The sequence below is a fragment of the Dactylosporangium sp. McL0621 genome (genome assembly GCF_049995355.1).
In the GTDB taxonomy this organism is placed as follows: domain Bacteria; phylum Actinomycetota; class Actinomycetes; order Mycobacteriales; family Micromonosporaceae; genus Dactylosporangium.
Genome location: NZ_CP188259.1, coordinates 7,866,910 through 7,890,104, shown reverse-complemented (window position 1 = coordinate 7,890,104; position 23,195 = coordinate 7,866,910). Strand labels below are relative to the sequence as shown.

Genomic DNA, 23,195 nt, shown 5'->3' with positions numbered 1-23,195 from the left:
CGGTTCGGAAGGAAGTCCGATGCTCCATATGGCCCCGGTCGTCAGCCTGATCCTCGTCGCGCCGTTCACCGCGGAGTACCTCCTCCGCGACATGCCGTTGTCCGGGCACCGTACGGGCTCGGCGCCGGCCCGCCGGTCGCGCCGGCTGCGAGCGCGACCGGGCCGGGCTGGACTTCTCCGGCGACATGAGCAGGATTCCCGTTCATGAACGACGTGCCGATTCTCGTCCGGGAGTCCCGCTGATGTCGTGGCTGCGACGGCTCCGCCCGAACACCTCCGGTCTGATGATCGGGCGGGCCGTCGGCACCGTCGCGTACGCGGTCGCCGCCGTCGTCGTGGTGCCGGCCCACCTGCGGTGGGTGGCGCTGCTGTGCACGGCGGTCGCGTTCGCCGGCGCCGTGTACAGCTGGCGGGCCCGGATGGACCAGCCCGTGCACCGGGTGGTCGGGCTGGTGGTGATGGCGGCCGGCGGCCACGCCCTGTACGTGGTCGACCCGTCCTCGCCCGGCTGGCTCCCGGCCGGCATCGCCATCTCGGTCGCGCTCGCGGTGCTGCCGCTGACGATCGCGGTGCCGTTCGCGTTCCTCACCGCGGGCACTGGCGCACTGATCGCCGAGCTGCGCAACCCGACGGCGATCGTGCCGCTCCTCGCCGGGTGCACCGGGTTCGCGGTGCTGGGGGCCGTCGTCGGCAGCTCCCGCCAGCGGGCCGACCAGGCGGAGCGGCTGCTCGCCAGCGAGAAGGCGGCCCGGGAGGCCGAGGCCCGGGCGCAGGTGTACGCCGAACGCGCCCGCCTGGCCCGGGAGATCCACGACATCCTGGCCCACACCCTCTCGGCGCAGATTGTCGGCCTGGAGAGCGCGCGCCTGCTGATGCGCCGGGGCGCGCCGGGCGAGGCCGTGCTCCAGCAGATCGAGCAGGCGCAGAAGCTCGCCCGCGAGGGCCTCGACGAGACCCGCCAGGCCGTACTCTCGCTGCGGGGCGACACCCGGCCGACCGCGGACGCGGTCCGCGGGCTGGCCCAGGGCGCGAGCGCGAAGCTGGCGATCGAGGGCACGCCGGAGCCGCTCACCCCGGAGGCGGGGCTCGCGGTCGAGCGTACGGTCCGCGAGGCCCTCACGAACGTCCGCAAGCATGCCCCCGGGGCGGCGGTGCGTATCCGTCTCGCGTACGCCACGGACGAGGTTGAGGTCGAGGTGTGCGACGGCGGCCCGGCGACGCATGCGGGTCCGAGACCGGTGCTGCGCGACACCGGCACCGGCTACGGCCTGGCCGGGCTGCGCGAGCGCGCCGAACTGCTGGGCGGCAAGCTGGACGCGGGTCCGGCGGAGAACGGTGAAGGGTTCCGGGTGTGGCTGACGATTCCGAGGTGACGAACCTTCGCGTGGTGATCGCCGACGACCAGCGGGTGATCCGCGACGGCATGAAGCTGATGCTGTCGCTGATGGACGGCGTCGAGGTGGTCGCCGTGGCGAGCGACGGCGACGAGGCGATCGCGGCCGTGGCCGAGCACGATCCCGATGTCGTCCTCATGGACCTGCGCATGCCGCGCTGCGACGGGGTGACCGCGACGAGGCGGATCCGCGGCGAGTACCCGCGCACCCAGATCGTGGTGCTGACCACGTTCGCCGAGAACGCCGAGATGCTGGGCGCCCTGCGGGCCGGCGCGCGCGGGTATCTGACCAAGGACGCCGACGCCGACCAGGTGGTGCAGGCGCTGCGCCGGGTGGCCTCGGGCCAGGCCGATCTGGCTCCGGAGGTACAACATCGGCTGCTCGAAATGCTGCCGCCGGACCGCCCCGTGCGGGAGGGCCCGCCGCCCGACGGCCTCACCGACCGCGAACTGGAAGTGCTCCAGCTCGTCGCGACAGGCATGTCGAACGCCGACATCGCCACGCATCTCGTGGTGAGCGAGGCGACCGTCAAGACGCACATCAACCATCTGTTCGCGAAGACCGGCGCGCGGGACCGCGCCCAGGCGGTCGCCTACGCCTACCGCAACGGACTGGCCTCCTGACCCGGTGGGGGCCGGCCCGCTGACCGGGCCGGCCCCCACCCGTCAGTTGACCGCGACGGCGAACACGGACATCGCCGGGTTGTTCGGCAGCGTGATCGAGGCGATCGCGCTGTTGGCCGCGGAGAGCGGCTGGCCGTTGTCGAGCAGCTGCACGTCCGCGGTGGTGTACAGGAACACCGGCATCATGTCCTTGGCGCCCGTCGCGCTGTTGATGCGGTAGGGCATCGAGGCCGCGACGGCGTTGCCGGCCTGCGGGGCGCTGCCCTGCGCCCAGTCGGTGAAGGCGATCTGGATCTGCTGGGTGTGGCCGTCGGTGAAGGTCACCGTGGCCGTGCCGGTGGTGTGGGTCGAGCCGGGCGTCGACGCGGCGCCGAGGAACGAGATGTGGCCGGCGAACGTGGTGCTGGTGGACGGCGGGGCGGGAATGGTCTGCCCGATCGCCTGCCAGGCGTCGTAGTGGTTCGACCGGCCGCCGACGATGGTGTACACGTTGCCGCTCGCGGTGTCGGTCAGGGAGTACCCGGGCATCAGGCCGGACTGGCAGCTGCCCCACGGGCAGGACGACTCGAAGCCGCTGCCGATCGTCGCGGTGGTCAGCGCGGTCCCGGAGTACGCGAAGCCGGGGAAGACCGGGTCGACCGTGGTCTGCCCGTCGGTCATGATGCCGATCTTGTTCGGCGGCGTGTAGGACGGCCCGATCGCGACCTGGTGCGAGCTCCAGGCGCTGCCGGTGACCGCCCGGCCGGGGAAGAACGTGGTCCCGGCCGCTGTGGTCGTCGCGTCGAACAGGGCGAGGGTGCCGTCGACGCCGATCGACGTGATGGCCCAGTGGCCCTGCTGGTCGACTGGGCCGGCGGTCGTCATCGCGGCGGACGACTGGTAGAAGCCGCCGCCGATGATCTGCCGGTTGGTGGTGGCCGGCGAGCCGGTCAGCGGCACGCCGGCGTTGTCGAGGGCGGTCAGGTTGCCGGTGCCGATCCCCCGGATCAGCAGCGCGGTGCCGGTGAAGCCGGGGAGCGGGCCGGCCGCGAGCAGCTGCGCCTGCTCCCAGGCCCAGTCGCTGTAGTTGCCGGCGATGCGGACCGGCATCTTGAAGCCGATGCCGGTGTCGGTGGGGGCGTACAGCCAGAGCTGGATGTTGTCCTGCCAGAACTCGAGCGTCATCAGGCTGGGCCGGCCGCCCGGGGTGGCCGGCGGGACCGTGATCATCTGACGGACCGCGGACCAGTCGTCGCCGTTGTACCCGGTGCAGGTCGTGCAGTCCGGCTTGTCGATGTTGTCGCTCATCGTCCAGGTGGTGGCGTTGCCGTTGGCGTTCTGGGCGACGGCGAGGTTGCCGTTCTGCACGATGACGAGGTCGTCGGCGTTCTTGCCGCTGAACGAGCCGGCGTGGGCGACGACCGCGCCGGCGAAGGTGCCGCTCGGGAACAGGGTGTCCTGGTTGTACGGCAGCAGCACGCGCCCGCCGAACTGCAGCGGGTCGACGGTGGTGTTGCCGGTGGGCAGGACGGACACGGCGTCCGGGTTGCTGTACAGGCGCACGTTGCCGGCCGTGTCCACAGTGGTCAGATCCGGCTTGTTATCGCCGTCGATGTCACCGGCGGTGCCCGGCGTGTAGGCGCCGAACGCCGACTGCTCCATGTAGAAGTCGTAGTGCACCGGCTGGGAGAGGTTGCCGGCGGCGTCGGCCGTCTGGACCCAGATGGTGTTGGTGCCCCAGTGCAGCGACGCGACCGGCACGTCCAGCCGGGCCCGGTTGCCGGCCCCGGCGATGGTCTGCGTGCCGCCGCCGCCCGACGCGATGCCGGTACCGTTGACGTTGTACCGGAAGGAGGCCGTCCCGCTGGCGCCGGTGCCCGGATCCATGGCGAAGAGGTTCAGCCCGACCGACCCGCTGCCGCCGACCGGCGGCGGCTCGCCCTCCAGGGGCGGCAGGCGCACGACCGACGGCTGGTTCGGTGGCGTCGCGTCGTAGCGGAAGTAGCAGACCGCGGTGACGGGACCCCACCGGTGGGTGTTGTCGGCCTGAGCGTCCCAGGCGTACTGCGCGCCGTCCGCGACGGTGATGGTGTCGTGGACGGTGTAGTTGCCGCCGGAGTACGGGATCGCGGTGGTGATGGGGTTGTAGGCGCCGCCGTTGGCGGAGACCCAGGCGTTGCCGTAGAGCTGGTCACCGCCGGTGTCCGGGCTGGACATGGTGTAGTTGAGCACGATCTGGTGGTTCGCCGCGGCCGGAATCCAGGTGCCGGGGGCGGTGGTGTTGCAGGGGAAGCTCTGGCCGCCGTTGGTCTCGCTGAGCCCGGTGGGCTGGTCGGGCGTGGACCAGTAGGTGATGACGAGCGAGGGGTTCAGGGCGAACTTGCGGTACGCGCAGTGGTCGCTCTCGTTGGTCATCCACAGGACCACGCTCACGGTGGGCCAGCCGGCGTCCCGGGCGTTGGTCGCGATGTTCGTGGCCGGGATCTGGTAGCCGCCGTTGGTGCCGCTCACGGTGATCGAGTCGGTCGGGCTGCCGCCGGTGCCGGGCTGGTTGCTCCAGTTCAGGTTCGACCCGAAGTCGGAGGATGTGGCGGCCTTCAGCGTGTAGCTGCCACTGCAGGAGGCGCCGGTCTGGGTGAGCTGGATGTGGGCCTCGGTGATCTGCTTGCCGGCCATCGCGGAGATCTGACCGAAGTGCAGGTAGCTGCGGGTGATGCCGGGGAGCCAGCCGGTGCCGTCGCTCCAGTCGGAGAAGCCGGTGCGGAGGTTGTCGCCGGGGTTATAGGCCGGGGTCGAGGTGTGGTACGACTGCACGTAGGCCTCGGGGCTGGCGACCGGGGCGATCGCCGGGTCGATGTAGAGCGGGTAGGTCACGTCCTTGCCGCGCAGGGCCTGCGCCGGCGGGGCCAGGGTGATGGCGTCGCCGTCGGTGCGCAGCGGGATGTCGGTGATGTGGGCGGTTCCGCCGGGACCGTGTCCGGTGGAGGTGGCCGGCCGTTCGCCGCCGGCGTCCTGTTCGGCGTGGCCGCGGAGGGTCACCGGTTTGGCGGAGTCCCACATGACGGGTGGCGGTGCGGCGAAGACGGGCTTGCCGGTGGTGGTGTCGACGGCGTTGACGCTCTGGCTGCCGGTGGCCATTTTCAGGCCGGTGAGTTTCGTGGTCAGGCGCAGGTCGGCGAGGGCCGGGTTGGCGGCGGCGGCCGCGTCGTGGACGACGAGGATTTCGGTGATGCCGCCGGCGGTGGTGGCGGTCACGCGTAGGTCGACACCGGTGAGGACGTTGGCGTAGGCGGCGGTGGCGCTGTCGAGGGCCGGTTTGGGCAGGGTCATGGGCATGGCGACCGACATGAGGTGCCCGGCGCGGTCGTCGAAGACGGCGAGGGGTCCCGTGCCGCCGCCGGACAGGGTCAGGCTGGAGGCCGCGGCGGCGGGGGACAGGCTGCCGTCGCCGTTGGCGTGCAGGGTGGCGTCCGGGTCGGTCCAGGCGCTGCCGTTCCAGCCGTGCAGGGGCTGTTCGCCGGAGGTGAAGGTGTAGGAGCCGTCGGTGTTGGCGAGCGTGTCGGTGTAGGCGGTGCGGGCCGATTCGACAGGCACGGCCTTGCCGGTCTTCCTGGCCTGTGCGGTGGCAGCGGCCTCGGAGCCGGGCGGTGGTGCGGCCTGCGCCGGCGCGGCGAGGGCGAGCGCCCCGGTGGGTAATGCCAGCGCGGCAGCCAACGCCGCCGCGAGCCGTTTCCTGATGTGCATGCTGCCGCCTCCTGGTGCGGTCGGAGTGGCGGGACCCGGCCGCGCCCGAGAGCGCGCGGCGACCCAGCCCCGTTCCGGGTCGCGGAAATGGCCCAAATGATAGAGGCCACGATGATCAATCCCGATACCCGAAATCGTCCAGTGTGAATGATCGCTTTGGCGTCTAAAGTGGACATTTATCGGCACCTCAGGGAGGGATCAGCAGCTCACCAGGCATTCGCCTACAGTGTGTGACTTGGCCCACACCTAACGGGGCTGCCGGGGATTGGGGCTCCGGTCTACCGTTCGCTCAGGCATTGATGGGCGCCACGATGTTCTCACTCCACTGTGGACACCGGCGGCTCGTCGAGGGCGACGGGGGTTGCTGTGGGCAGTACCGCACGCAAGTTGATCTTGAACCCTTCGCCCGCCCGACGCCGGCGTGCCCTGCGCCGCGGCGTCGCGCTCGTGACGGGGGCGGTGGTGGCCCTGCAGATGGCGCTCGTCGCGAACGCGGTGGCGGCGCCCCCGGGCAAGGGCGGAGTCTGGACCCCGCCGAACACGCCGCGGCAGACCACTTCGGCGGTGCCGCGTGACTCCCACGCCCCCGGCGCCGGGAGCGCCGCCGCGCCGGCCCAGATGGCGCAGTACAAGGCGCCCCGGTTCGGCGAGCCGGTCGCGGGGGCACAGACCCTGTCGCTGGCCGCCGCGACCGGGGTTCCGACGCGTGGGCTCGACCAGCTGGAGCGCCAGCACCGCGACAGCGTGGCCGCTGTGGACGGCGCGCCGCTGTGGGTCGGCGGCAACACGGACGCGCCGGCCTCGGTCAGGGTCGAGGTGGCCCGGCAGGACCTCGCGGCCCGCGCCCGCGCCGACTCCGGCCTGCTGTTCTCGGTGGCCCGCGCGGACGGCTCGACGGGCGCCGCGCCGGTTCGGGTGCAGGTGGCACCGGGCGCGTTCGCGGGCCGGTTCGGCGGCAACTATGCGCAGCGGCTGCGGCTGGTCCAGCTGCCGGCGTGCGCGCTGAGCACGCCGGAGCGGGCCGAGTGCCAGACCCGCACGCCGGTGGCGACTTCGGTGGAGGCGGGCTCGGGCCGGCTCACGGCCACGGTGACGATGCCGGCGGCGGTGACGCGGTCGGGGACCGGCCTGGCGGTGCTGACCGTTGGCAGCGCGCCGGACGGCTCGGCCGGGACCTATACGGCGACCAGCCTGAAGCCGTCGGACGCCTGGTCGGCCGAGGGAACCGGCAGCTTCTCCTACTCCTACCCGGTCACCGCGCCGCAGGCCCTCGGCGGCAACGAGCCGGACGTGACGCTGGCCTACTCGTCGGCCGCGGTGGACGGCATGACCGCCTCGACGAACGCGCAGTCGGACTGGGTCGGCTCGGGCTGGTCCTACAACCCGGGCTACATCGAGCGGTCGTACCTTCCCTGCGCCGACGACGGCATCACGGGCTCCGGCGACACCTGCTGGGGCTGGGGCGGTCAGGAAGTCTCGGTCGACGCCGCCGGCATGTCCGGCGGCCTGGTCTACGACGACGCATCCCACAAATGGCATTCGGCGAACGACAACGGCGCGACGGTCGAGCTCAAGACGGGCGGGAGCAACGGCGCCTACAACGGCGAGTACTGGGTCGTGACGCTGCAGGACGGCACCCGGCTGTACTTCGGCGCGGGCCACCTGCCCACCGCCGAGGGTGGCACGGGTGTCGACCCGGCCTCCAGCGGCGCGTGGACGCAGCCGGTGTACTGCCCGAAGTCCGGTGACCCGTGCTACAACTCCGGCACCGGGACGAACAGCTTCACGCCGAACATGGCGTACCGCTGGAACCTCGACTACGTCGTGGACCCGCATGGCAACACCATCACCTATTCATACGGCACCGAGACGAATTACTACGCCCGTGGCAGCGCGCACACGAACACCCAGTACGTGCGGGGCGGGTACCTGAAGCAGATCAACTACGGCTGGCGCGCCTCCGACGTGGCGGCCCAGGCCACCCCGGCCCCCGCGGCGGAGGTCGTGTTCACCACGGCTCAGCGGTGCAAGGGTTCGGCGACTGAGTGCTCCGACTTCAACAACCTGACGAAGACGACGGCGCCGGACTGGCCCGACACCCCGTTCGACCAGATCTGCGGGGCGACCGGCACGTGCCTCACCACCAGCATCTCGTACTTCTCCACGGTCGAGCTGGCCCAGATCCAGACGCTGGTGAACAAGGGCGGCACCTACAAGCCGGTCGACACCTACGCCCTGGTGCATTCGTTCCCGGACCCCAACGACGGCTCGAGCCCGTCGTTGTGGCTGGACTCGGTCACGCACACGGGTAACAACGCCACGACCGCGGCGTTGGTGCCTCCGGTGATCTTTACGGGCACGCAGACGATGGCCAACCGGGTGCCGGGCTCGGGGACCTGGCCGGCGTACAACCACCAGCGGATCGACAAGATCACCACAGAGGCCGGTGAGCAGATCACCGTCACCTACGCCAACAGCACCCCGACCATCCAGGCGTGTGACCAGACGCCGGGCGCGTCGCACCTGCCGTCGCCGACGAACAACACGATGCTGTGCTACCAGCAGTACTGGCAGGGCCAGGGCCAGAGCTCACCGGTGTCGGACTGGTTCCAGAAGTGGGTGGTCAGCAAGGTCGTGCAGCACGACCCGGTCATCGCCGGAGCCAGGGACGTGGAAGCGGACTTCACCTACGTCGGGGACCCCGCCTGGCACCGCGACGACTCGGTCACCACCAAGAACGCGCAGCGTGCCTGGAACGTGTTCCGTGGCTTCGGGCAGGTCATCAAGACGACCGGCGCCGCGCCGGACCCGGTCACGCAGGTGTCCACGACGTACCTGCGCGGCATGAACGGCGACTACAACGGCCAGACGGGCGGCACGCAGAAGTTTGTGACCGTCACGACGAGCACCGGTGATGCGGTCGTCGACGCGAACCAGTACGCCGACACGGTGCTGGAGACCGACACATACACGCAGGCCGGCGGCACGGTCGCGGCGAAGGAGATCAGCCTGCCGTGGTCGGTGCAGACCGCGTCGCACGGCGAGAGTTCGCAGCCGGGCCTGCCGGCCAGGCTCGCGCAGTTCGTCAACGTCGGCACCAGCAAGGACCTGACGCTGCTGAGCGACGGTGCCTGGCGCACCGCGCAGCGGACCGACACGTTCTCCGCCGCCACCGGCCTGCTGCAGCAGAGCGACGACCAGGGCGACGTGTCCCTGCTCGGCACCGCCGACTCGCAGCAGACCTGCTCCACCACCACCTACGCGACGCGTCCAGCCGGCCGCAACGCCGGCATGGTCGGCTACGTCAAACGGACCCTCACCGTCGCCGGAAGCTGTGCCACCACCCCGGGCGCCGCGACGACGCTCGCGGACACCCTGACCTACTACGACGGCAATGCCTCGCCCGGCGTCATCACGGACGTCGGCAACGTGTCACGCACCGAGACCGCCGACTCGTACACCGGCTCGACGCCGACCTACACGGCGGCCACCGCGAACGCGACGTACGACGTGTACGGCCGCTCGACGGGTAGTACGAACGCGCGCGGCCTGGTCACCACCACGACCTACGCTCCGGCCGCCGGACAGCTGGCGACGACCATCACCAGCACCAACGCCACATTCCACTTCGACACCATCACGACGCTCGACCAGGCACGGCAGCTGCCGACCAAGACCGTCGACCCTAACAACAACGCCACCTCCCAGGCCTACGACGGTCTGGGCCGGCTCACCAGCGTCTGGCTGCCGGGACGCGCCACCACCCAGTCGGCCAGCATTGCGATCGCGTACAGCGTCAACGGCACCACGGCGCCGTCGTACTTCTCGACGAAGACACTGCGCGACGACTCCACCTACGCCTGGGCGTACACCATCTACGACGGCCTCGGCCGGGAACGGCAGACCCAGAGCGTCTCCCTGGACGGCACGAACGGCTCCCTCGTCGCCGACACCTACTACGACAGTCACGGCTGGGTCAGCAAGAAGACCCGACCGTTCTACGTCACCGCGTTCCCGAGCGCGACGATCTACCCGGCCGCCGACGCCTCGGTGCCGGGTGAGGACGTCACTACCTACGACGGCCAGGGCCGAGCCACCCGCGTCACCGTGTACTCCCTCGGCCAGCCCCAGTGGGCCACCGTAACGGCCTACCCGGGCGGCGAGCGTACGGACGTCACCCCGCCCGCCGGCGGCACGGCGACGAGCGCGTTCACCGACGCCCGCGGGCGGACCTCGGCGCTGTGGAGCTACACGACGGCGACCCCGGACGGCAACGCCGCACACGCGTCGGTCCTTTCCTACGGCTACTTCCCCGACGGCAACCGGTCGAAGGTGACCGCGCCCGGCGGGCGGGTCTGGACGTACACCTACGACCTGCACGGCAACCTGGCCACCGCGACCGACCCGGACACCGGCAGCATCGCGACCCACTACAGCCCGGCCGGCGACCTGCTGAGCCGGTCCGATGCCCGGCCGAAGACCGTCACCTGGACGTATGACGAGCTCGGACGCAGGAAGACCGAGAGCGACGGCGGCACGCTGCTGGCGAAGTGGGACTTCGACACCGCGCCCGGCGGCAAGGGCAGCCTGGCCTCGTCCACCACGTACGTCGGCGGCGCGAACGGCGCCGCATACGTCAGGACCGTCGCCGGCTACAACGCCCGCGGCTCCATCACCGGCACATCGATGACGATTCCGGCGAACGGACCGGCCGACGAGGCCAAATTGGCCGGAACCTACAGCAGCGCCACGTCGTTCAAGACGATCAGCGGACTGCCGACGGCCACCACCTACAACGCCGACGGCGGTCTGCCCGCTGAGACCGTCACCACGCAGTACAACCAGAACGGCATCGCGACCGTGGTGGCCGGCGCCACCGACTTCCTCACCTCGGACGTGATCGACCCGTTCGGCAACCGGACCACGACCACGCTCGGCGACATGCCGAACCAGGTGGTGCAGACCACGCACTACGACGCGGCCACCGGCCGGATCACCGAGCAGTTCATCGACAAGGAGTCGTCGGGCACTCACGTCGACGACATCGTCAACCTGATCAACCCGGCCGGCAACGTCACCGCCGTGAAGGACGTGCAGGGCGGCGGCGCCGCCACCGACCTGCAGTGCTACTCCTACGACCAGCTCGGGCGGCTGGCCGAGGCCTGGAGCGACTCCGGGGGCACCCACACCGCGGCGGCGCCGTCGGTGCCGAACGTCGGCGGCTGCGACCACACCACAGGCAGTGCGGCGAACCTGGGCGGCCCGGCGAAGTACTGGCAGTCCTTCACCTACAACGCGACGAGCAACCGCGCCACCGCGACGGACCACGCCGTGGACGGCGTTGCCGCCCACGACGTGCTGCACACCGGCACCTACACCGGCGACAAGGTCCAGTCGATTCTGAACGACGGCCCGACCGACACCACGGACAGCTACACCTACGACCCGGCCGGCAACACCACCGGCCGCGCGATCGGCGGCGGCGCCAACCAGACGATCACCTACAGCCCGCAGAGCCGGACCGATTCGGTCACCGACGCCGTCTCCGGCAACCAGGCCACCTATCGCTACGATGCCGACGGCGACCTCCTGCTGCAGCGGGACAAGGCCGGCTCGTCGACCAAGGTCACCCTGTACCTCGGCGACGAGCAGCTCACACTCGACGTCGGCGCCAACACGCTGAGCGGCGTGCGGTACTACCACCTGGCGAGCGGAACGAGCATGGTGCGCTCGTCGACCGGCGCGCTGACCTACGAGTTCGGCAACGCGCAGGGGACCAGTGGTCTGTCGATCGACGTGGGAGCCGCTCAGACCGAGCGCCGGCGGTACTACACCCCGTTCGGCGCCGCCCGCGGCGCCACGCCCGGGGCCTGGGCCGACGCCCGTGCCTTCGTCAACCAGCCCGTCGACCCGGCCACCGGCCTCAACCTGCTCGGCGCCCGCAACTACGACCCGCTCGTCGGCCGGTTCCTGCAGCGGGACGCCGTCTTCGAGGGCAACGACGTGAACCAGATCGGCGGCTACGCGTACTCCGGCAACTCACCGGTGAACCAGTCCGACCCGTCCGGGCTGAGGCCGGACTGCACCGGCTCGTGCCTGAAGAACTGGTCGGACGTGCAGACCGAGGGACGGGCCCTGGCGGCGCAGCGGAAGGCGGCGGAGGACGAGATCGACAACAACTACAAGGCGCACTGCGACACCGCCTGCGCCCGGCGCCGCCTCGCCAAGGCCCGTATCGCGGACATGTACCACCTGGCCCCGCCGATGCTGAAGGAGGAGGTGCTGGCCACCAGCGACGGGCAGCAGATGACTCTCGAGGACGTGCCGCTGTCGGTGCCGTTCGGCAACGACGTGGCCCCGGAGGACTACGCCGTCTCCGTGGCGATGGCCGAGACCGCGAGCTGGTCGGAGTCGCTGGCGAGCAAGAAGTCGCTGACCGCGAACCTGGGCGCCTCCGCCGGTGTCACCGGCGGGATAACGGCCGGCGGCGAGGAGACCTACACCTACACCTGGAGCGACTCCACCACCAGCACAAAGACTCTCACCAGCACCTATCACGCACAGCCGGGCCAGCAGCTGATCATCGTGCCGCAGGTCGAGGTGAAGTGGGAGCTCGTCAAGTACTCCGGGAAGGACTTCAACGGCAACGACGTGTCCTATACAAAGATGCGTATGAACGTGCATTTCCTCGGCCCCAGGGCCGTGCCCGTCACGCCGGGCCACATCCCGTCCGGTGGAAAGGGCCCGAGCGACGTCGGGGCCTCCGTCCTCAGGCACCTGGGGTAGGGCGTCGTGCCGCGGTCCTTCGTGACAACGGTGCTGGCGGGTCTTGGTGCGCTCGCCGGGCTGGCCGCCTGTGCCGGCCCGGCGGCGCCGTCGGCGCCCGCCACCGGATCGGCGCCACACTCGGCGCCGGCCACCGCATCATCGCCGGGCCTGGGCCCTTTCCCCTATGACGGCCGGCTGCTGGGTTCGTGGGGTTCGGCCACCTACGGTGCCGCGCATACCGAGGTCGCCATCCCCGGCGCGCGGGCGATCAAGGTTCGCGGGCGCTGCTCGGGCGCCGGGCAGCTCGCGGTACAGCTGCACGGCAAGGCGTTCGACGACGACGAACGCATCGAGTGCGACGGCGGGTGGCGGTATGTGCCCATGGTGTTCCCGGCGGCCGAGGAGCCCCCGGACCCCGGCCCCTTCCCGATGGTCGTCGACAGGGTGGACACCATCAAGTCCTGGGAAATCGAGGCGTACTCGTTGGTCACCTTCTCGGCGCCGGCCGCGTGATCCTCGGCGGCGGGCCCCGGACCAGGTCCGCGCCGTCGCCGTTCGTACGGGCATGCTGTGCCGGGCATGCTGGCGGGCATGCATGAGCTCGTCCGGCTCGCCGACGGCTACGTCGACCTCGACGCTGGGAAGTTCGATGCGCTCGTCATCGAGGGCGTCGAGTACGGGGACGAGGACGTGGCGCTGACGGTTGCCGTGCCGTACCGGCCGGTGGCCGGCCCCGGCGGATCGACGGCATCGAGCGGGCCGGGCTCGGGGCGGCGTTCCGGGCCGGGGTCGACTCCCACCCCGAGGCGGCCGCGGTCTGGGACGCGCATCTGGATGAGTCGATCTAGCGACCCCCGAGTTGCACCCGGTGCATCGTTGCACTTAGTGTAAGTCACCGTGATTGATCACGGGGGGCGGCGCGAGGCGCTCAAGGCGCGCCACCGCGCGGCGATCCTCGCCGCGGCGCGCGGGCTGATCGACGAGCGCGGCGGGGCGCACTTCTCCGTGGACGAGCTCGCCGTGCGGGCCGACGTCGCGCGGCGGACCGTCTTCAACCATTTTGCCTCCCTCGACGACGTGCTGCTCACGCTCGGTACCGAGGTGCTCTCGGTCGTCATCGCCGACTTCCTCGCCCAGGTCGCGGCCGCCCCCGTCGGGGACGGCAGCCGGGCCTCGATGTTCGACGAGCTGGCCCGGACCCTGCGCGCGGCCGACCTCGCCGCGGCCATCGTCGCCGTCACCGCGATCCTCGGCGTGCCCGGCGAGGACGACCCGCGCTCGCCGATGATCACGCACACCGCGTTCCGGCGCACCGGCGGGGCGCTCGCGGCCGAGGTCACGCGGCGGTACACCGGCGCGCACCCGCTCGACGTCGAGCTGCTCGTGCACTCGCTGATGAGCGGCATCTCCGTGATCGCCGGCCGCTGGATCGCGCTGACCGGCCCCTCGCTCGACGACGCGGCCCGTGCCGTGTGGGACAACCTGCTCACCCGGCTGCTCGACAACATTCGCAACGGGTACCTGCCCGACTGAAAGGAAGTACCGCGGCAATGGCCGAACTGCTGTACCGGCTCGGGCGTTTCAGCGCCCGCCGCCACTGGCTCGTGATCGCCACCTGGATCGTGGTGATCGGCATCGCCGGCGGCTCCTACGCCATGTTCCACGGCTCGCTGTCCGGCGCGATCACCATCCCCGGCACGCCCACGAGCAAGGTGGCCGACGAGCTCGCGGCGAAGTTCCCGAAGGCGAGCGGTGGCAGCGGTACCGTCGTGTTCTCCACCACCTCCGGCTCGGCCTTCACCGACCAGCAGAAGGCCGCGATCGCCGCGCTGCTCAAGGATCTCGGCACCGAGCCGGGCGTGAAGGGGACCACGGACCCGTTCCAGACGGCCGCCGAGCGCGACGCCCAGCAGCAGAAGATCACCGACGGGCGCACCCAGCTGACGCAGGGCAGGCAGCAGCTCGACGGGGCCCAGGCGCAGCTCGATGCCGGCAAGCAGCAGGTCGACGGCGCGCAGCAGCAGCTCGACGCGGCCAAGGCCCGGGCCGCGGGCTCGGCGGCCACCCTGGCCCAGCTCAACGGCCAGCAACAGCAGCTCGACGCCAAGAAGCAGGAGCTGCAGGCCGGCCAGAAGACGATCGACGACAACCGCGCCAAGCTCACCGAGCAGGCCAAGCAGCTCGAGGTCGGCGCCCAGCTGCTCGACCTGGCCAAGGAGCTGCGCACGGTGTCCAAGGACGGCGCCGCGGCCGTGGGCGTCGTGCAGTTCACCACCCCGACGTACGCCGTACCGCCGCAGGTCAAGGACGACATCGTCCAGAAGGCCGCCGCGGCGCGGATCGACGGCGTCGAGGTCAACGTCTCCAACGACATCGCGCAGACCGTGCCCAAGGTGCTCGGCCCCGGCGAGGTCATCGGCGTCGTCATCGCCGCGATCGCGCTGTTCGTGATGCTGGGCACGCTGCTCGGCGCCACGCTGCCGCTGCTCGGGGCGCTGCTCGGCGTCGGCGTCGGCGTGCTCGCCGCGCTGTCGTTCTCCGACGTCGTCACCATGATCTCGGTGACGCCCGTGCTCGGCGTGATGCTCGGCCTGGCCGTGGGCATCGACTACGCGCTGTTCATCCTCAACCGCCACCGCCGGCAGCTCAAGCAGGGCGTGCCGATGGGGGAGTCGATCGGGCTGGCCAACGGGACCTCGGGCAACGCCGTCGTCTTCGCCGGCTCGACCGTGCTCGTGGCGCTGCTCGCACTCAACGTCACCGGCATTCCGTTCCTGGGCCTGATGGGTACCGTCGGCGCCGTCTGCGTCGCCGTCGCCGTGCTCGTCGCGATCACGCTCACGCCGGCGCTGCTGTCCCTCGTGGGCATGCGGATCCTGAGCCGTAGGGAGCGGGGCCGCGCCGGTACCGCCGAGGCGCTGCCCGCGGTGCCGCAGACGCCGATGTCCACGGGCCGGTCCGTGCTCACGCTCGTCGCGGGCGTGCTCGTGCTCGGCGTCATCGCGATCCCGGCGATGTCGATGCGGCTGGGGCTTCCGGTGGGCTCGTCGGAGGCGCAGGACTCCCAGCAGTACAAGGCCTACAAGACGGTCGAGCGGAAGTTCGGCGCGGGTGTCAACGGCCCGCTGCTCGTGGTCGCGCACCTGCCGGGCAAGCTCGCCGGCACCGACCTCACCGCCGCCGAGGCCGCGATCGGCGCCAAGCTCGCCGCGGTGCCGGGCGTGGTCGCGGTCGCGCCGATCGGCGCCTCCGACGACGCGACAGTCGCGGCGTTCCAGGTGATCCCCACGGACGGCCCGTCCGCCGAGTCGACCGCGCAGCTCGTGCGCGACCTGCGCAACATCTCGCCGCTGACCGTCGACGCGGGCCGGGTGGAGCTGGGCGTGGCCGGCAACGCCAGCGGCAACATCGACGTGTCCCAGAAACTGGCCGACGTCCTGCCGATCTACCTGGCGCTCGTCGTGGGCCTGTCGCTCATCATCCTGATCTTCGTGTTCCGCTCGATCCTCGTGCCGCTGACCGCGACCGCGGGCTTCGTGCTCTCCCTGCTGGCCGCGTTCGGCGGGCTCACCGCGATCTACCAGTGGGGCTGGCTCAGCTCGGTCTTCGGCGTGCACGACCCCGCGCCGGTGCTGAGCTTCCTGCCGACCATCGAGATCGGCATCCTGTTCGGCCTGGCCATGGACTACCAGCTGTTCCTGGTGTCGGGCATGCGCGAGGCGTTCGTGCACGGAGCCCCGGCGCGGCTCGCGGTGCGCCGGGGCCTGCACGCCGGCCGGGCCGTGGTCACGGCGGCGGCGATCATCATGATCTCGGTGTTCGCAGGCTTCATCTTCTCGGAGTCGGCGACCATCCGGCCGATCGGCTTCGGGCTTTCCTTCGGTGTACTCGCTGATGCCTTCATCGTGCGCATGCTGCTCATCCCGGCCGCGATGCACCTGCTCGGGAAGTCGGCGTGGTGGCTGCCGAAGTGGCTCGACCGGATCCTGCCCGACGTCGACGTCGAGGGGGCGAAGCTCGAGCGCACGCATCCCGTCCACGGTCACGAGGAGGCGGCGCCCGCCGGGGTCGCGACCGGCTCGGCCTGACGGTCTGCTTCCGCCCGGCCGGCATCGGCCCGGCCGGGCAGGAGCAGCGAGAGCACCAGCGCGACGGCGGTGAAGCCGACGGTCCACCAGAAGGCGACGTCGAACGCGGACGCGAGCGAGCCCGTCCGGGTCGCCGAGGTGGCCAGGATGACGGCGAGCAGGGCCACCCCGACCGAGCCGCCCACCTGCTGGGCGATGCGCGTGACGGTGCTGGCGTGCGGCACCTGCTCGCGCTCCAGGCCCACGAACGCCGCGGTCATCAGCGGGATCATCACCATGCCCATGCCGAGGCCCCGCACGAACAGCGTCACCAGCAGCGGCCAGGTCGCCGTGTGGGCGCCCGCGAACGCGAACGGCACGGTGCCCGCCCCGACCAGCACGAACCCGACGATCGCGACCGCGCGGGCGCTGACCCGGTCGAGCAGCCGCGCCGCCGCGGGCCGGCTCAGCAGCGACCCGACGCCCTGCGGGATCAGCAGCAGGCCGGCGCCGAGGGCCTCGTAGCCGCGCAGCTCCTGCCAGTACAGCGGCAACAGCAGCATCGCGCCGTAGAGCGACGCGCCGGAGAGGAACATCAGCGCGGACGCGGCCCAGGTCGGGCGGGAGCGCAGCACCTCGAGGTCGACGAGCGCGGCGCCCCGGCGGCGAAGGGCCCAGAGGACGAAGGCCAGCAGCAGTACCGAACCCACGGCGATCGGCGCGAAGACGTCGGCGCGGCCGAAGCCGCCCGGGCGGGTCACGTTGGAAAGGCCCCACAGCAGCGCGACCAGTGAGGGTGACAGCAGGACCAGGCCCACGACGTCGAGGCGGACGCGCCGCCCCGGCCCGTCGGCCGGGATCATCCGCCAGGCCAGCAGCAGCCCGGCCAGGCAGAGCGGCACGTTCACCAGGAACAGCCAGCGCCAGTCGCCGGCGCCGAGGATCAGCCCGCCGATCACCGGCCCGAGGATCGGGCCGACCGCGGCCGGCAGCGCCACGGTCGACATCAGCCGGGCGCGGTCCGGGCCCTGGGCGGCCTGCATGACCATCGTGGTCAGCAGCGGCATCATCACGCCGCCGCCGATGCCCTGCACCACGCGGAACGCGATGAGGCTGTAGACATCCCCGGCGAACGAGCACAGCACCGAGCCGAGCAGGAACACGGTCAGCGCGGCCATCCACAGCCGCTTGGCGCCGATGAGGCTCTGCAGCCAGCCGACGACCGGGATGACGACGCCGAGCGCGAGCAGGTACGCGGTGCTGACCCACTGCACCGTGCCCACGCCGGCGTCGAGGTCGGTGCCGAGCTGGTGCAGGGCGACGCTGACGATCGTGGAGTCGAGGATGACCGCGACGGCGCCAACGAGGACGGCGACGGCGGTGCGCATAGCGGTTCGGTCGGTCATGGAGTTCCCCACCTAAGATACGCGTGTGTACCTAATCGACGGTACGACGCCGTGGTAAGATACGCAAGTGCATCTAACGAGCCGCCGCCGCGGGGCCGAGCTCGAGGACGCGATCCTCGCCGCCGGCTGGGAGGTGCTGACCGAGCACGGCTACGGCGGCTTCACCTACGAGGCGGTCGCCGCGCGCGCGGGCACGAGCCGCCCGGTGCTGTACCGCCGCTGGTCCCAGCGCCACGACCTGCTGCAGGCGACGCTGCGCCGGAACTGGATGGCGCAGCCGATCGCGGTGCCGGACACCGGCGACCTGCGCGAGGACGCGATCGGCGTGCTGCGCAACGCCGACACCGCCCGCTCGCACATGATCACGACGATGAGCGTGCTGCTGCTGGAGTACTTCCGCGAGACGGGCACCAGCTTCAGCGAGCTGCGCGACGTGCTGCGCCCGCCCGGCCTGGCCACGCCGTTCGAGCGGCTCGTCGCCCGCGCGGTCGAGCGGGGCGAGCTGACGGCGGCGCCGCGCTCGTCCCGCGTGGTGAACCTTCCCTTCGACCTCTTCCGCCACGAGATGTTCATGACCCTGCGCCCGGTCCCCGAGGAGACGATCGTCGAGATCATCGACGACGTGTGGCTCCCCCTCCTGGATCGGCGCGGCTCGTAGACGGACCGCCCGCCGTACGGCCGGACGCCCTTCGCATTCCAAGGAATATTTGACGCCGGACCGCTCCGGCCCTAACGTATTCCACAGAATCTTTCTCACCGCGGAGTGGAGCGGACCCCTCATGTCGCTGTTCAGGTCCAAGACGTTGTGGATCACCGTTGGCGCCGTCGTCGTGGCCAATGTCGTCGTGTTTGCGCTGGCCGGGCCGGCCGGGACCGCCGGCGCGGCGAAGATGGCGGCCTCGGCCGACGCCAACCTGGCCGTCGTCGCGCTGCTCATCGGCGTGATCTGGTGGCTGACCCGGAAGCGGGCCGCGGTCGACCTCACCGCGCGGGCGCCCGGGCGGCGCCGGGCCGGGCGGGAGGTGGCCGGGGTGCTCGCGTGCCGGTGGCGTTCGGGCTGTACTTCCTCGGCTCCGTGCTGCCCACGATGGTGCTGGTGTACTCGATCCTGCTGCCCCGGTACCGCGCGCTGACCCGCTCCGTTCCGGCCACCGTCGTGCTGGGCGGGCTGACCTACGCGCTGCTGCACCTCTTCGAGGCGTGGACGGTGCTCACGTCCCCGGCCGGCGCGGCGGTGTCGATCGGGCTGCTGCTGTTGCGGTACACCGGGCCTGGCATGGTGAAGAGTGTGCTGACGCTGCGCACCGGCAACGCCTGGGTCCACGTGTGGGCCTACCACGCCGTCGCGCCGCACACGATCGTCGACACGCCGCACGTCGTGGGCATCTTCAACATCAGGCAACCGTCACGCAGGAGGGGGCCGCATGGCCGCGCCGCAACGAGGGCAGCAGCAGGGGGCGATGGTGCGCGAGCTCGCGATCGTCCATCAGCTCATGACGACGCGCCTCAACCGGGCCCTGCGCCCCCTCGGCCTGACCATGACCCACACCAGCCTGCTGCTGCACCTCACCGGCCACCCGGACGGCTGCACGATCGGCGAGATCGCCGACGCCATGGAGGTGAACCAGCCGGCGGTGTCCAAGACGGTCAAGACGCTCGCCGACCGGGGGGCGGTGAGCGTGCACCTCGACCCGGCCGACGCCCGCCGCCGCACCGTCCGGCTCACCGCGGACGGCGGCGCGCTCATCGGCCAGGCCATGCAGGCCATGCACCCCGAGGCCACGCTGGGCCTGACTGACCTGGACGACGAGCGCCTCGACACCCTCATCGGGCTGCTGCGCACGGTACGGGTCCGCCTCGACGAGGCCCGAACCCTCTGAGCCAACCAGCGTTCATCTTTCGTTCACCTTGTGGGCACGTTACGTTAACCGCATGTCCACTTCTGCACCGAACCGGCCGTCCCGGCGATGGATGGTCGTCACGCTCGTTGCCGTGCTCGTGGCCGCGCTGACCGGCGGCGGCATCGCCTACGCGGCCGTCGCCGCCCAGCCGGCGATCAAGACGTTCACGCCCCGCTCCGAGCGGGACATCACCAACATCGACGTGCTCCGGCAGCAGATCCGCAACTACTACGGCGACCCGCTCGGCACCGGCGTCTCGCCCGCGGACAGTAACTACGCCAAGGAGGCCCGGGGCGTCGCCGCGGACGGGCAGCGCTGGCTCGCCGCGCACCATCGCGTCCGCGGTACCAGGGCGATCGTCCTCGACGTCGACGACACCTCGCTGCTGACGTGGAACTACGAGGTGTTCAGCAACTGGGCCTTCAACCCGGCCACGAACGGGCAGTTCGTCACCGAGCAGCGCTTCCCGGCCGTGCCCGGCATGGTGGACCTGGCGCGGGCGGCGGAGCGTGAGGGGTACGCCATCATCTTCCTGACCGGACGCGGCGCCGCACAGGAGGCGGCGACACTGGGCAACCTGACCGCCGACGGCGTGGGCGTCGACGCCGGCTTCCCGAAGCCCGCCACCCTCAGCGACGGCGAGGACGGCCTGTTCACCAAGCCCGCCGTGGCCGACTACCCGGACTACCTCAAGACCGCGTGCGCCGCCGACCCGAACGGCTCCTGCACGACGATCCACTACAAGTCCGCGACGCGGGCGCACATCGAGTCGCTGGGCTACGACATCGTCGCGAACTTCGGCGACCAGTACAGCGACCTCGAAGGCGGCCACGCCGACCGCACGTTCAAGCTGCCGAACCCGAACTACTTCCTGCCCTGACCGGCCGGCCGCCGGGGCCGAGCGCGATCCGCAGCGTCGTCCGGACGCTCATCCCGCGGCCCCGGCGGCGCGTCGGCCCGCCCCGCCCGGCGGAAGACCCGGGGCGCCCACCAGTTCCACCGGCCGAGCAGCCGCATCGTGGCCGGCACGAGCAGAGTGCGCACCAGCGCGGCGTCGAGGACCACGGCGGTGATCATGCCGACGCCGATGAGCTTGGCGAACATGACCTGACCGGCGGTGAAGCCGGCGACGACGAGGACGAGCAGCAGCGCGGCCGCGGTGATGATCCGGCCGGTGTGCTGCATGCCGGTCGCGACGGCCGCCCGGTTGTCGCCGGTGTCGTCCCAGGCCTCGCGGACGCGGGCGAGCAGGAACACCTCGTAGTCGGTGGCCAGCCCGAACAGCACCGCGAAGATGAGCACCGGCAGGGTCGGCTCGAGGAAGCCGGTCGGGGTGAAGCCGAGCCATCCGGCCAGGTGCCCGTCCTGGAACACCCACACGACCGCGCCGAACGAGGCCCCGATCGACACCAGGTTCATGAGTACCGCCTTGACGGGCAGCACCACCGACCTGAAGGCGAGGAACAGCAGCACCGCCGTGACCCCGATCATGATGAGGGCGAGCCACGGCAGCCGGGCGCCGAGGTCGTGGACGAGGTCCAGATCCACGGCCGGGCTGCCGCCGACGAGCAGGCGGGTGCCCGGGGGAGCGGGCAGCGCCCGGATTGCGCGGACGGTGTCGTAGGCGACGGTTCCGCTCGGCTCGCCCGAGTAGCCGACGGTGACCAGCGCGGCGCCGTCGCGATCCGCGGTGACCTCGGCCGACGTGACCCCGGCCAGGCCACGGACGCGCTCGGCGAGACCCGGCGGCCTGCCCCGCTTGGGCCCCGTCGACAAACACGAGCACCGGCCCGGTCGGAGCGCCCGCCGGGAACTGCGCGCGGATGCGCTCGGCGACCGTCCGCACCGGCGTGCCGGCGGGCAGCACCCGTTCGTCGGCGCCCCCGAACCGCACATGGGCGAACGGCAGCGTCAGTACCGCCAGCAGGGCCACCACCGGGATGAGGGTGAGCACGGGCCGGCGCATGACGGCGGCGGCCAGCCGCGCCCAGCCCTGTCCGGTCCCGCCCCGGCGGCGGGGCAGCGGGATACGCAGCGCGTTGACGCGCGGGCCGAGCAGCGCGAGCAGGGCCGGGAGGACGGTCACCGCGCCCAGCGCGGCCCCGAGCACGGCCGCGGAGCCGCCGAGGCCCATGGAGCGCAGGAACACCTGCGGGAAGATCAGCAGGCTGGACAGGGCGAGCACGATGATCGCGCCGGAGACGAGCACGGCCCGGCCGGCGGTGGCGATGGTACGGGCGACGGCGTCGGCGGTGTCGTGGCCGGCGGCGAGCTCCTCGCGGAACCGGCTGACGATCAGCAGCGCGTAGTCGATCGCCATGCCGAGGCCGAGCAGGGTGATGGTGTTGACGGCGAACGTGGAGACGTCGGTGACGGCGGCGAGGAGCCGGGTCGTGCTCAGCGCGGTGAGGATCGCCAGCCCCCCGATGAGCAGCGGCATGGCCGCCGCGACCAGCCCGCGGAACACGAGGATGAGCACCAGCAGCACCAGCGGCATCGCGAGGGCCTCGCCGCGGGCGATGTCGTGCTCGGTCAGGGCGCCGGCGGTGTCCATCAACGCGACGGCGCCGCCGACCTGGGTGTCGAGGCCGGCCACGGCGAGCGCGGGCCGCAGCGCCCGGAAGTCCCGGAGCCGGGTGTCGTCGGCGCCGGCCGCCAGGGTGATCGCCGCGTAGGTGGCGTGCCGGTCGGCCGAGACCAGCGCCGGCGCGCCGGTGCTGTAGTAGTCGACGACCCGGGCCACCTCCGGGCGGGCCCGCAGCGCCGCGAGCCGGGCGGCGATCGGGTCCCGGACCGCCCTCTCGTCCACAGTGGACCTTGCGGTGTAGAGCACGACGACGTCGGCGTCGGTGCGGCCGAACGCGGCGGTGATGTGCTGCGCCGCGCGGGCCGACTCGCTGCCCGGCGCGTCGAACCCTCCGCCGCTCAGATCGCTGAACACCCCCGTTCCCCAGCCCGCGCCGGCGATTGCGAGCGCCGCCGCGGCGGCCGGCAGCCACCATCGCAACCGCACCACGGCTCGTCCCCACCATGCCAGCACCGTCGGACTCCTCTCCGGATCGTCGACCGGCCTCGATCGTGCCGCGATTTCCGCGCCCGGTCGTCGGCCGCCGATCGATCGCGCCTACGGCACTGGACGGTGCACCGGAGGCGCCCGCGTACGTCACGCGACGTAGCCCGCCATGTCCCCATGGACGAATCCGGGCAGGCGACGGCGAGTTCGTATGTGATCTGCCTCGATCGGGGTGTGGGCGAATTGCTCGACGTGGTGCCACGCCTGCGGGTTCGGCTTGTTTGGCGGAACTGGGTAGCC

General features: G+C 71.6%; 13 protein-coding genes and 1 pseudogene. 10 read left to right on the top strand and 4 right to left on the bottom strand.

Annotated features, from left to right (window positions below; genetic code table 11):
- Nucleotides 1-242 precede the first annotated feature (242 nt).
- Both ACPPVO_RS37165 and ACPPVO_RS37160 read left to right on the top strand, forming a co-directional pair.
- Entirely contained in the window at nt 243-1,373 is a 1,131-nt protein-coding gene (locus ACPPVO_RS37165) for a sensor histidine kinase (protein ID WP_426503240.1), read from the top strand.
- The gene (locus ACPPVO_RS37160) at nt 1,370-2,017 is read left to right on the top strand and encodes a response regulator (protein WP_426503239.1); all 648 of its coding nucleotides are present in this window, start codon (nt 1,370-1,372) and stop codon (nt 2,015-2,017) included. Before ACPPVO_RS37165 ends, ACPPVO_RS37160 begins: the two co-directional genes overlap by 4 nt.
- Before the next feature lie 42 nt (nt 2,018-2,059).
- Here the strand turns inward: ACPPVO_RS37160 and ACPPVO_RS37155 are convergent, their stop codons facing one another.
- On the bottom strand, nt 2,060-5,740 hold the full coding sequence (locus tag ACPPVO_RS37155; RefSeq protein ID WP_426503238.1) for a DUF7594 domain-containing protein: 3,681 nt from the start codon (nt 5,738-5,740) through the stop codon (nt 2,060-2,062).
- Between the two features lie 366 nt (nt 5,741-6,106).
- Here ACPPVO_RS37155 and ACPPVO_RS37150 point away from each other — a divergent pair, with 366 nt between their 5' ends.
- From ACPPVO_RS37150 to ACPPVO_RS37135, 4 genes are all read left to right on the top strand, one after another.
- The gene (locus ACPPVO_RS37150) at nt 6,107-12,526 is read left to right on the top strand and encodes an RHS repeat domain-containing protein (RefSeq protein WP_426503237.1); all 6,420 of its coding nucleotides are present in this window, start codon (nt 6,107-6,109) and stop codon (nt 12,524-12,526) included.
- 21 nt (nt 12,527-12,547) lie between these two features.
- On the top strand, nt 12,548-13,021 hold the full coding sequence (locus tag ACPPVO_RS37145) for a hypothetical protein (RefSeq protein ID WP_426503235.1): 474 nt from the start codon (nt 12,548-12,550) through the stop codon (nt 13,019-13,021).
- A gap of 384 nt (nt 13,022-13,405) precedes the next feature.
- Nucleotides 13,406-14,041, top strand: a complete 636-nt coding sequence (locus ACPPVO_RS37140; protein WP_426503234.1) for a TetR/AcrR family transcriptional regulator — start codon at nt 13,406-13,408, stop codon at nt 14,039-14,041.
- 17 nt (nt 14,042-14,058) lie between these two features.
- On the top strand, nt 14,059-16,596 hold the full coding sequence (locus ACPPVO_RS37135) for an MMPL family transporter (RefSeq protein ID WP_426503232.1): 2,538 nt from the start codon (nt 14,059-14,061) through the stop codon (nt 16,594-16,596).
- On the opposite strand, the gene ACPPVO_RS37130 is transcribed toward ACPPVO_RS37135, so the two are convergent.
- Nucleotides 16,551-17,981: a DHA2 family efflux MFS transporter permease subunit gene (locus ACPPVO_RS37130; RefSeq protein ID WP_426503231.1), complete on the bottom strand. Its 1,431-nt coding sequence runs from the start codon at nt 17,979-17,981 to the stop codon at nt 16,551-16,553. The two genes, ACPPVO_RS37135 and ACPPVO_RS37130, sit on opposite strands and share 46 nt — an antisense overlap.
- Before the next feature lie 67 nt (nt 17,982-18,048).
- On the opposite strand from ACPPVO_RS37130, the gene ACPPVO_RS37125 reads away from it, so the two are divergent.
- The 4 genes from ACPPVO_RS37125 to ACPPVO_RS37110 all read left to right on the top strand — a co-directional run bounded on the left by ACPPVO_RS37125 (nt 18,049) and on the right by ACPPVO_RS37110 (nt 20,762).
- Nucleotides 18,049-18,639 carry a TetR/AcrR family transcriptional regulator gene (locus tag ACPPVO_RS37125; protein ID WP_426503230.1) on the top strand — a complete coding sequence of 197 codons (591 nt, stop codon included), beginning with the start codon at nt 18,049-18,051 and terminating at the stop codon, nt 18,637-18,639.
- 121 nt (nt 18,640-18,760) lie between these two features.
- Complete coding sequence (locus ACPPVO_RS37120) at nt 18,761-19,114, top strand: hypothetical protein (RefSeq protein WP_426503229.1); 354 nt, start codon at nt 18,761-18,763, stop codon at nt 19,112-19,114.
- 291 nt (nt 19,115-19,405) lie between these two features.
- Nucleotides 19,406-19,861, top strand: coding sequence for a MarR family winged helix-turn-helix transcriptional regulator (locus tag ACPPVO_RS37115; RefSeq protein ID WP_426503227.1), 456 nt, complete (start codon nt 19,406-19,408; stop codon nt 19,859-19,861).
- 52 nt (nt 19,862-19,913) lie between these two features.
- The gene (locus ACPPVO_RS37110) at nt 19,914-20,762 is read left to right on the top strand and encodes an HAD family acid phosphatase (protein WP_426503226.1); all 849 of its coding nucleotides are present in this window, start codon (nt 19,914-19,916) and stop codon (nt 20,760-20,762) included.
- Here the strand turns inward: ACPPVO_RS37110 and ACPPVO_RS37105 are convergent.
- Complete coding sequence (locus tag ACPPVO_RS37105; protein WP_426503225.1) at nt 20,747-21,658, bottom strand: MMPL family transporter; 912 nt, start codon at nt 21,656-21,658, stop codon at nt 20,747-20,749. The genes ACPPVO_RS37110 and ACPPVO_RS37105 overlap by 16 nt on opposite strands.
- A gap of 235 nt (nt 21,659-21,893) precedes the next feature.
- Nucleotides 21,894-22,823 (bottom strand): annotated as a pseudogene (locus tag ACPPVO_RS37100) (MMPL family transporter); the annotation flags it as partial.
- Nucleotides 22,824-23,195 lie beyond the last annotated feature (372 nt).

Excerpts from the sequence above, each read along its gene's own strand:
- ACPPVO_RS37165 (WP_426503240.1), top strand. The coding sequence starts at position 243 with ATGTCGTGGCTGCGACGGCTCCGCCCGAACACCTCCGGTCTGATGATC.
- ACPPVO_RS37155 (WP_426503238.1), bottom strand. The coding sequence starts at position 5,740 with ATGCACATCAGGAAACGGCTCGCGGCGGCGTTGGCTGCCGCGCTGGCA.
- ACPPVO_RS37135 (WP_426503232.1), top strand. The coding sequence starts at position 14,059 with ATGGCCGAACTGCTGTACCGGCTCGGGCGTTTCAGCGCCCGCCGCCAC.
- ACPPVO_RS37130 (WP_426503231.1), bottom strand. The coding sequence starts at position 17,981 with ATGACCGACCGAACCGCTATGCGCACCGCCGTCGCCGTCCTCGTTGGC.
- ACPPVO_RS37120 (WP_426503229.1), top strand. The coding sequence starts at position 18,761 with ATGTCGCTGTTCAGGTCCAAGACGTTGTGGATCACCGTTGGCGCCGTC.
- ACPPVO_RS37115 (WP_426503227.1), top strand. The coding sequence starts at position 19,406 with ATGGCCGCGCCGCAACGAGGGCAGCAGCAGGGGGCGATGGTGCGCGAG.
- ACPPVO_RS37110 (WP_426503226.1), top strand. The coding sequence starts at position 19,914 with ATGTCCACTTCTGCACCGAACCGGCCGTCCCGGCGATGGATGGTCGTC.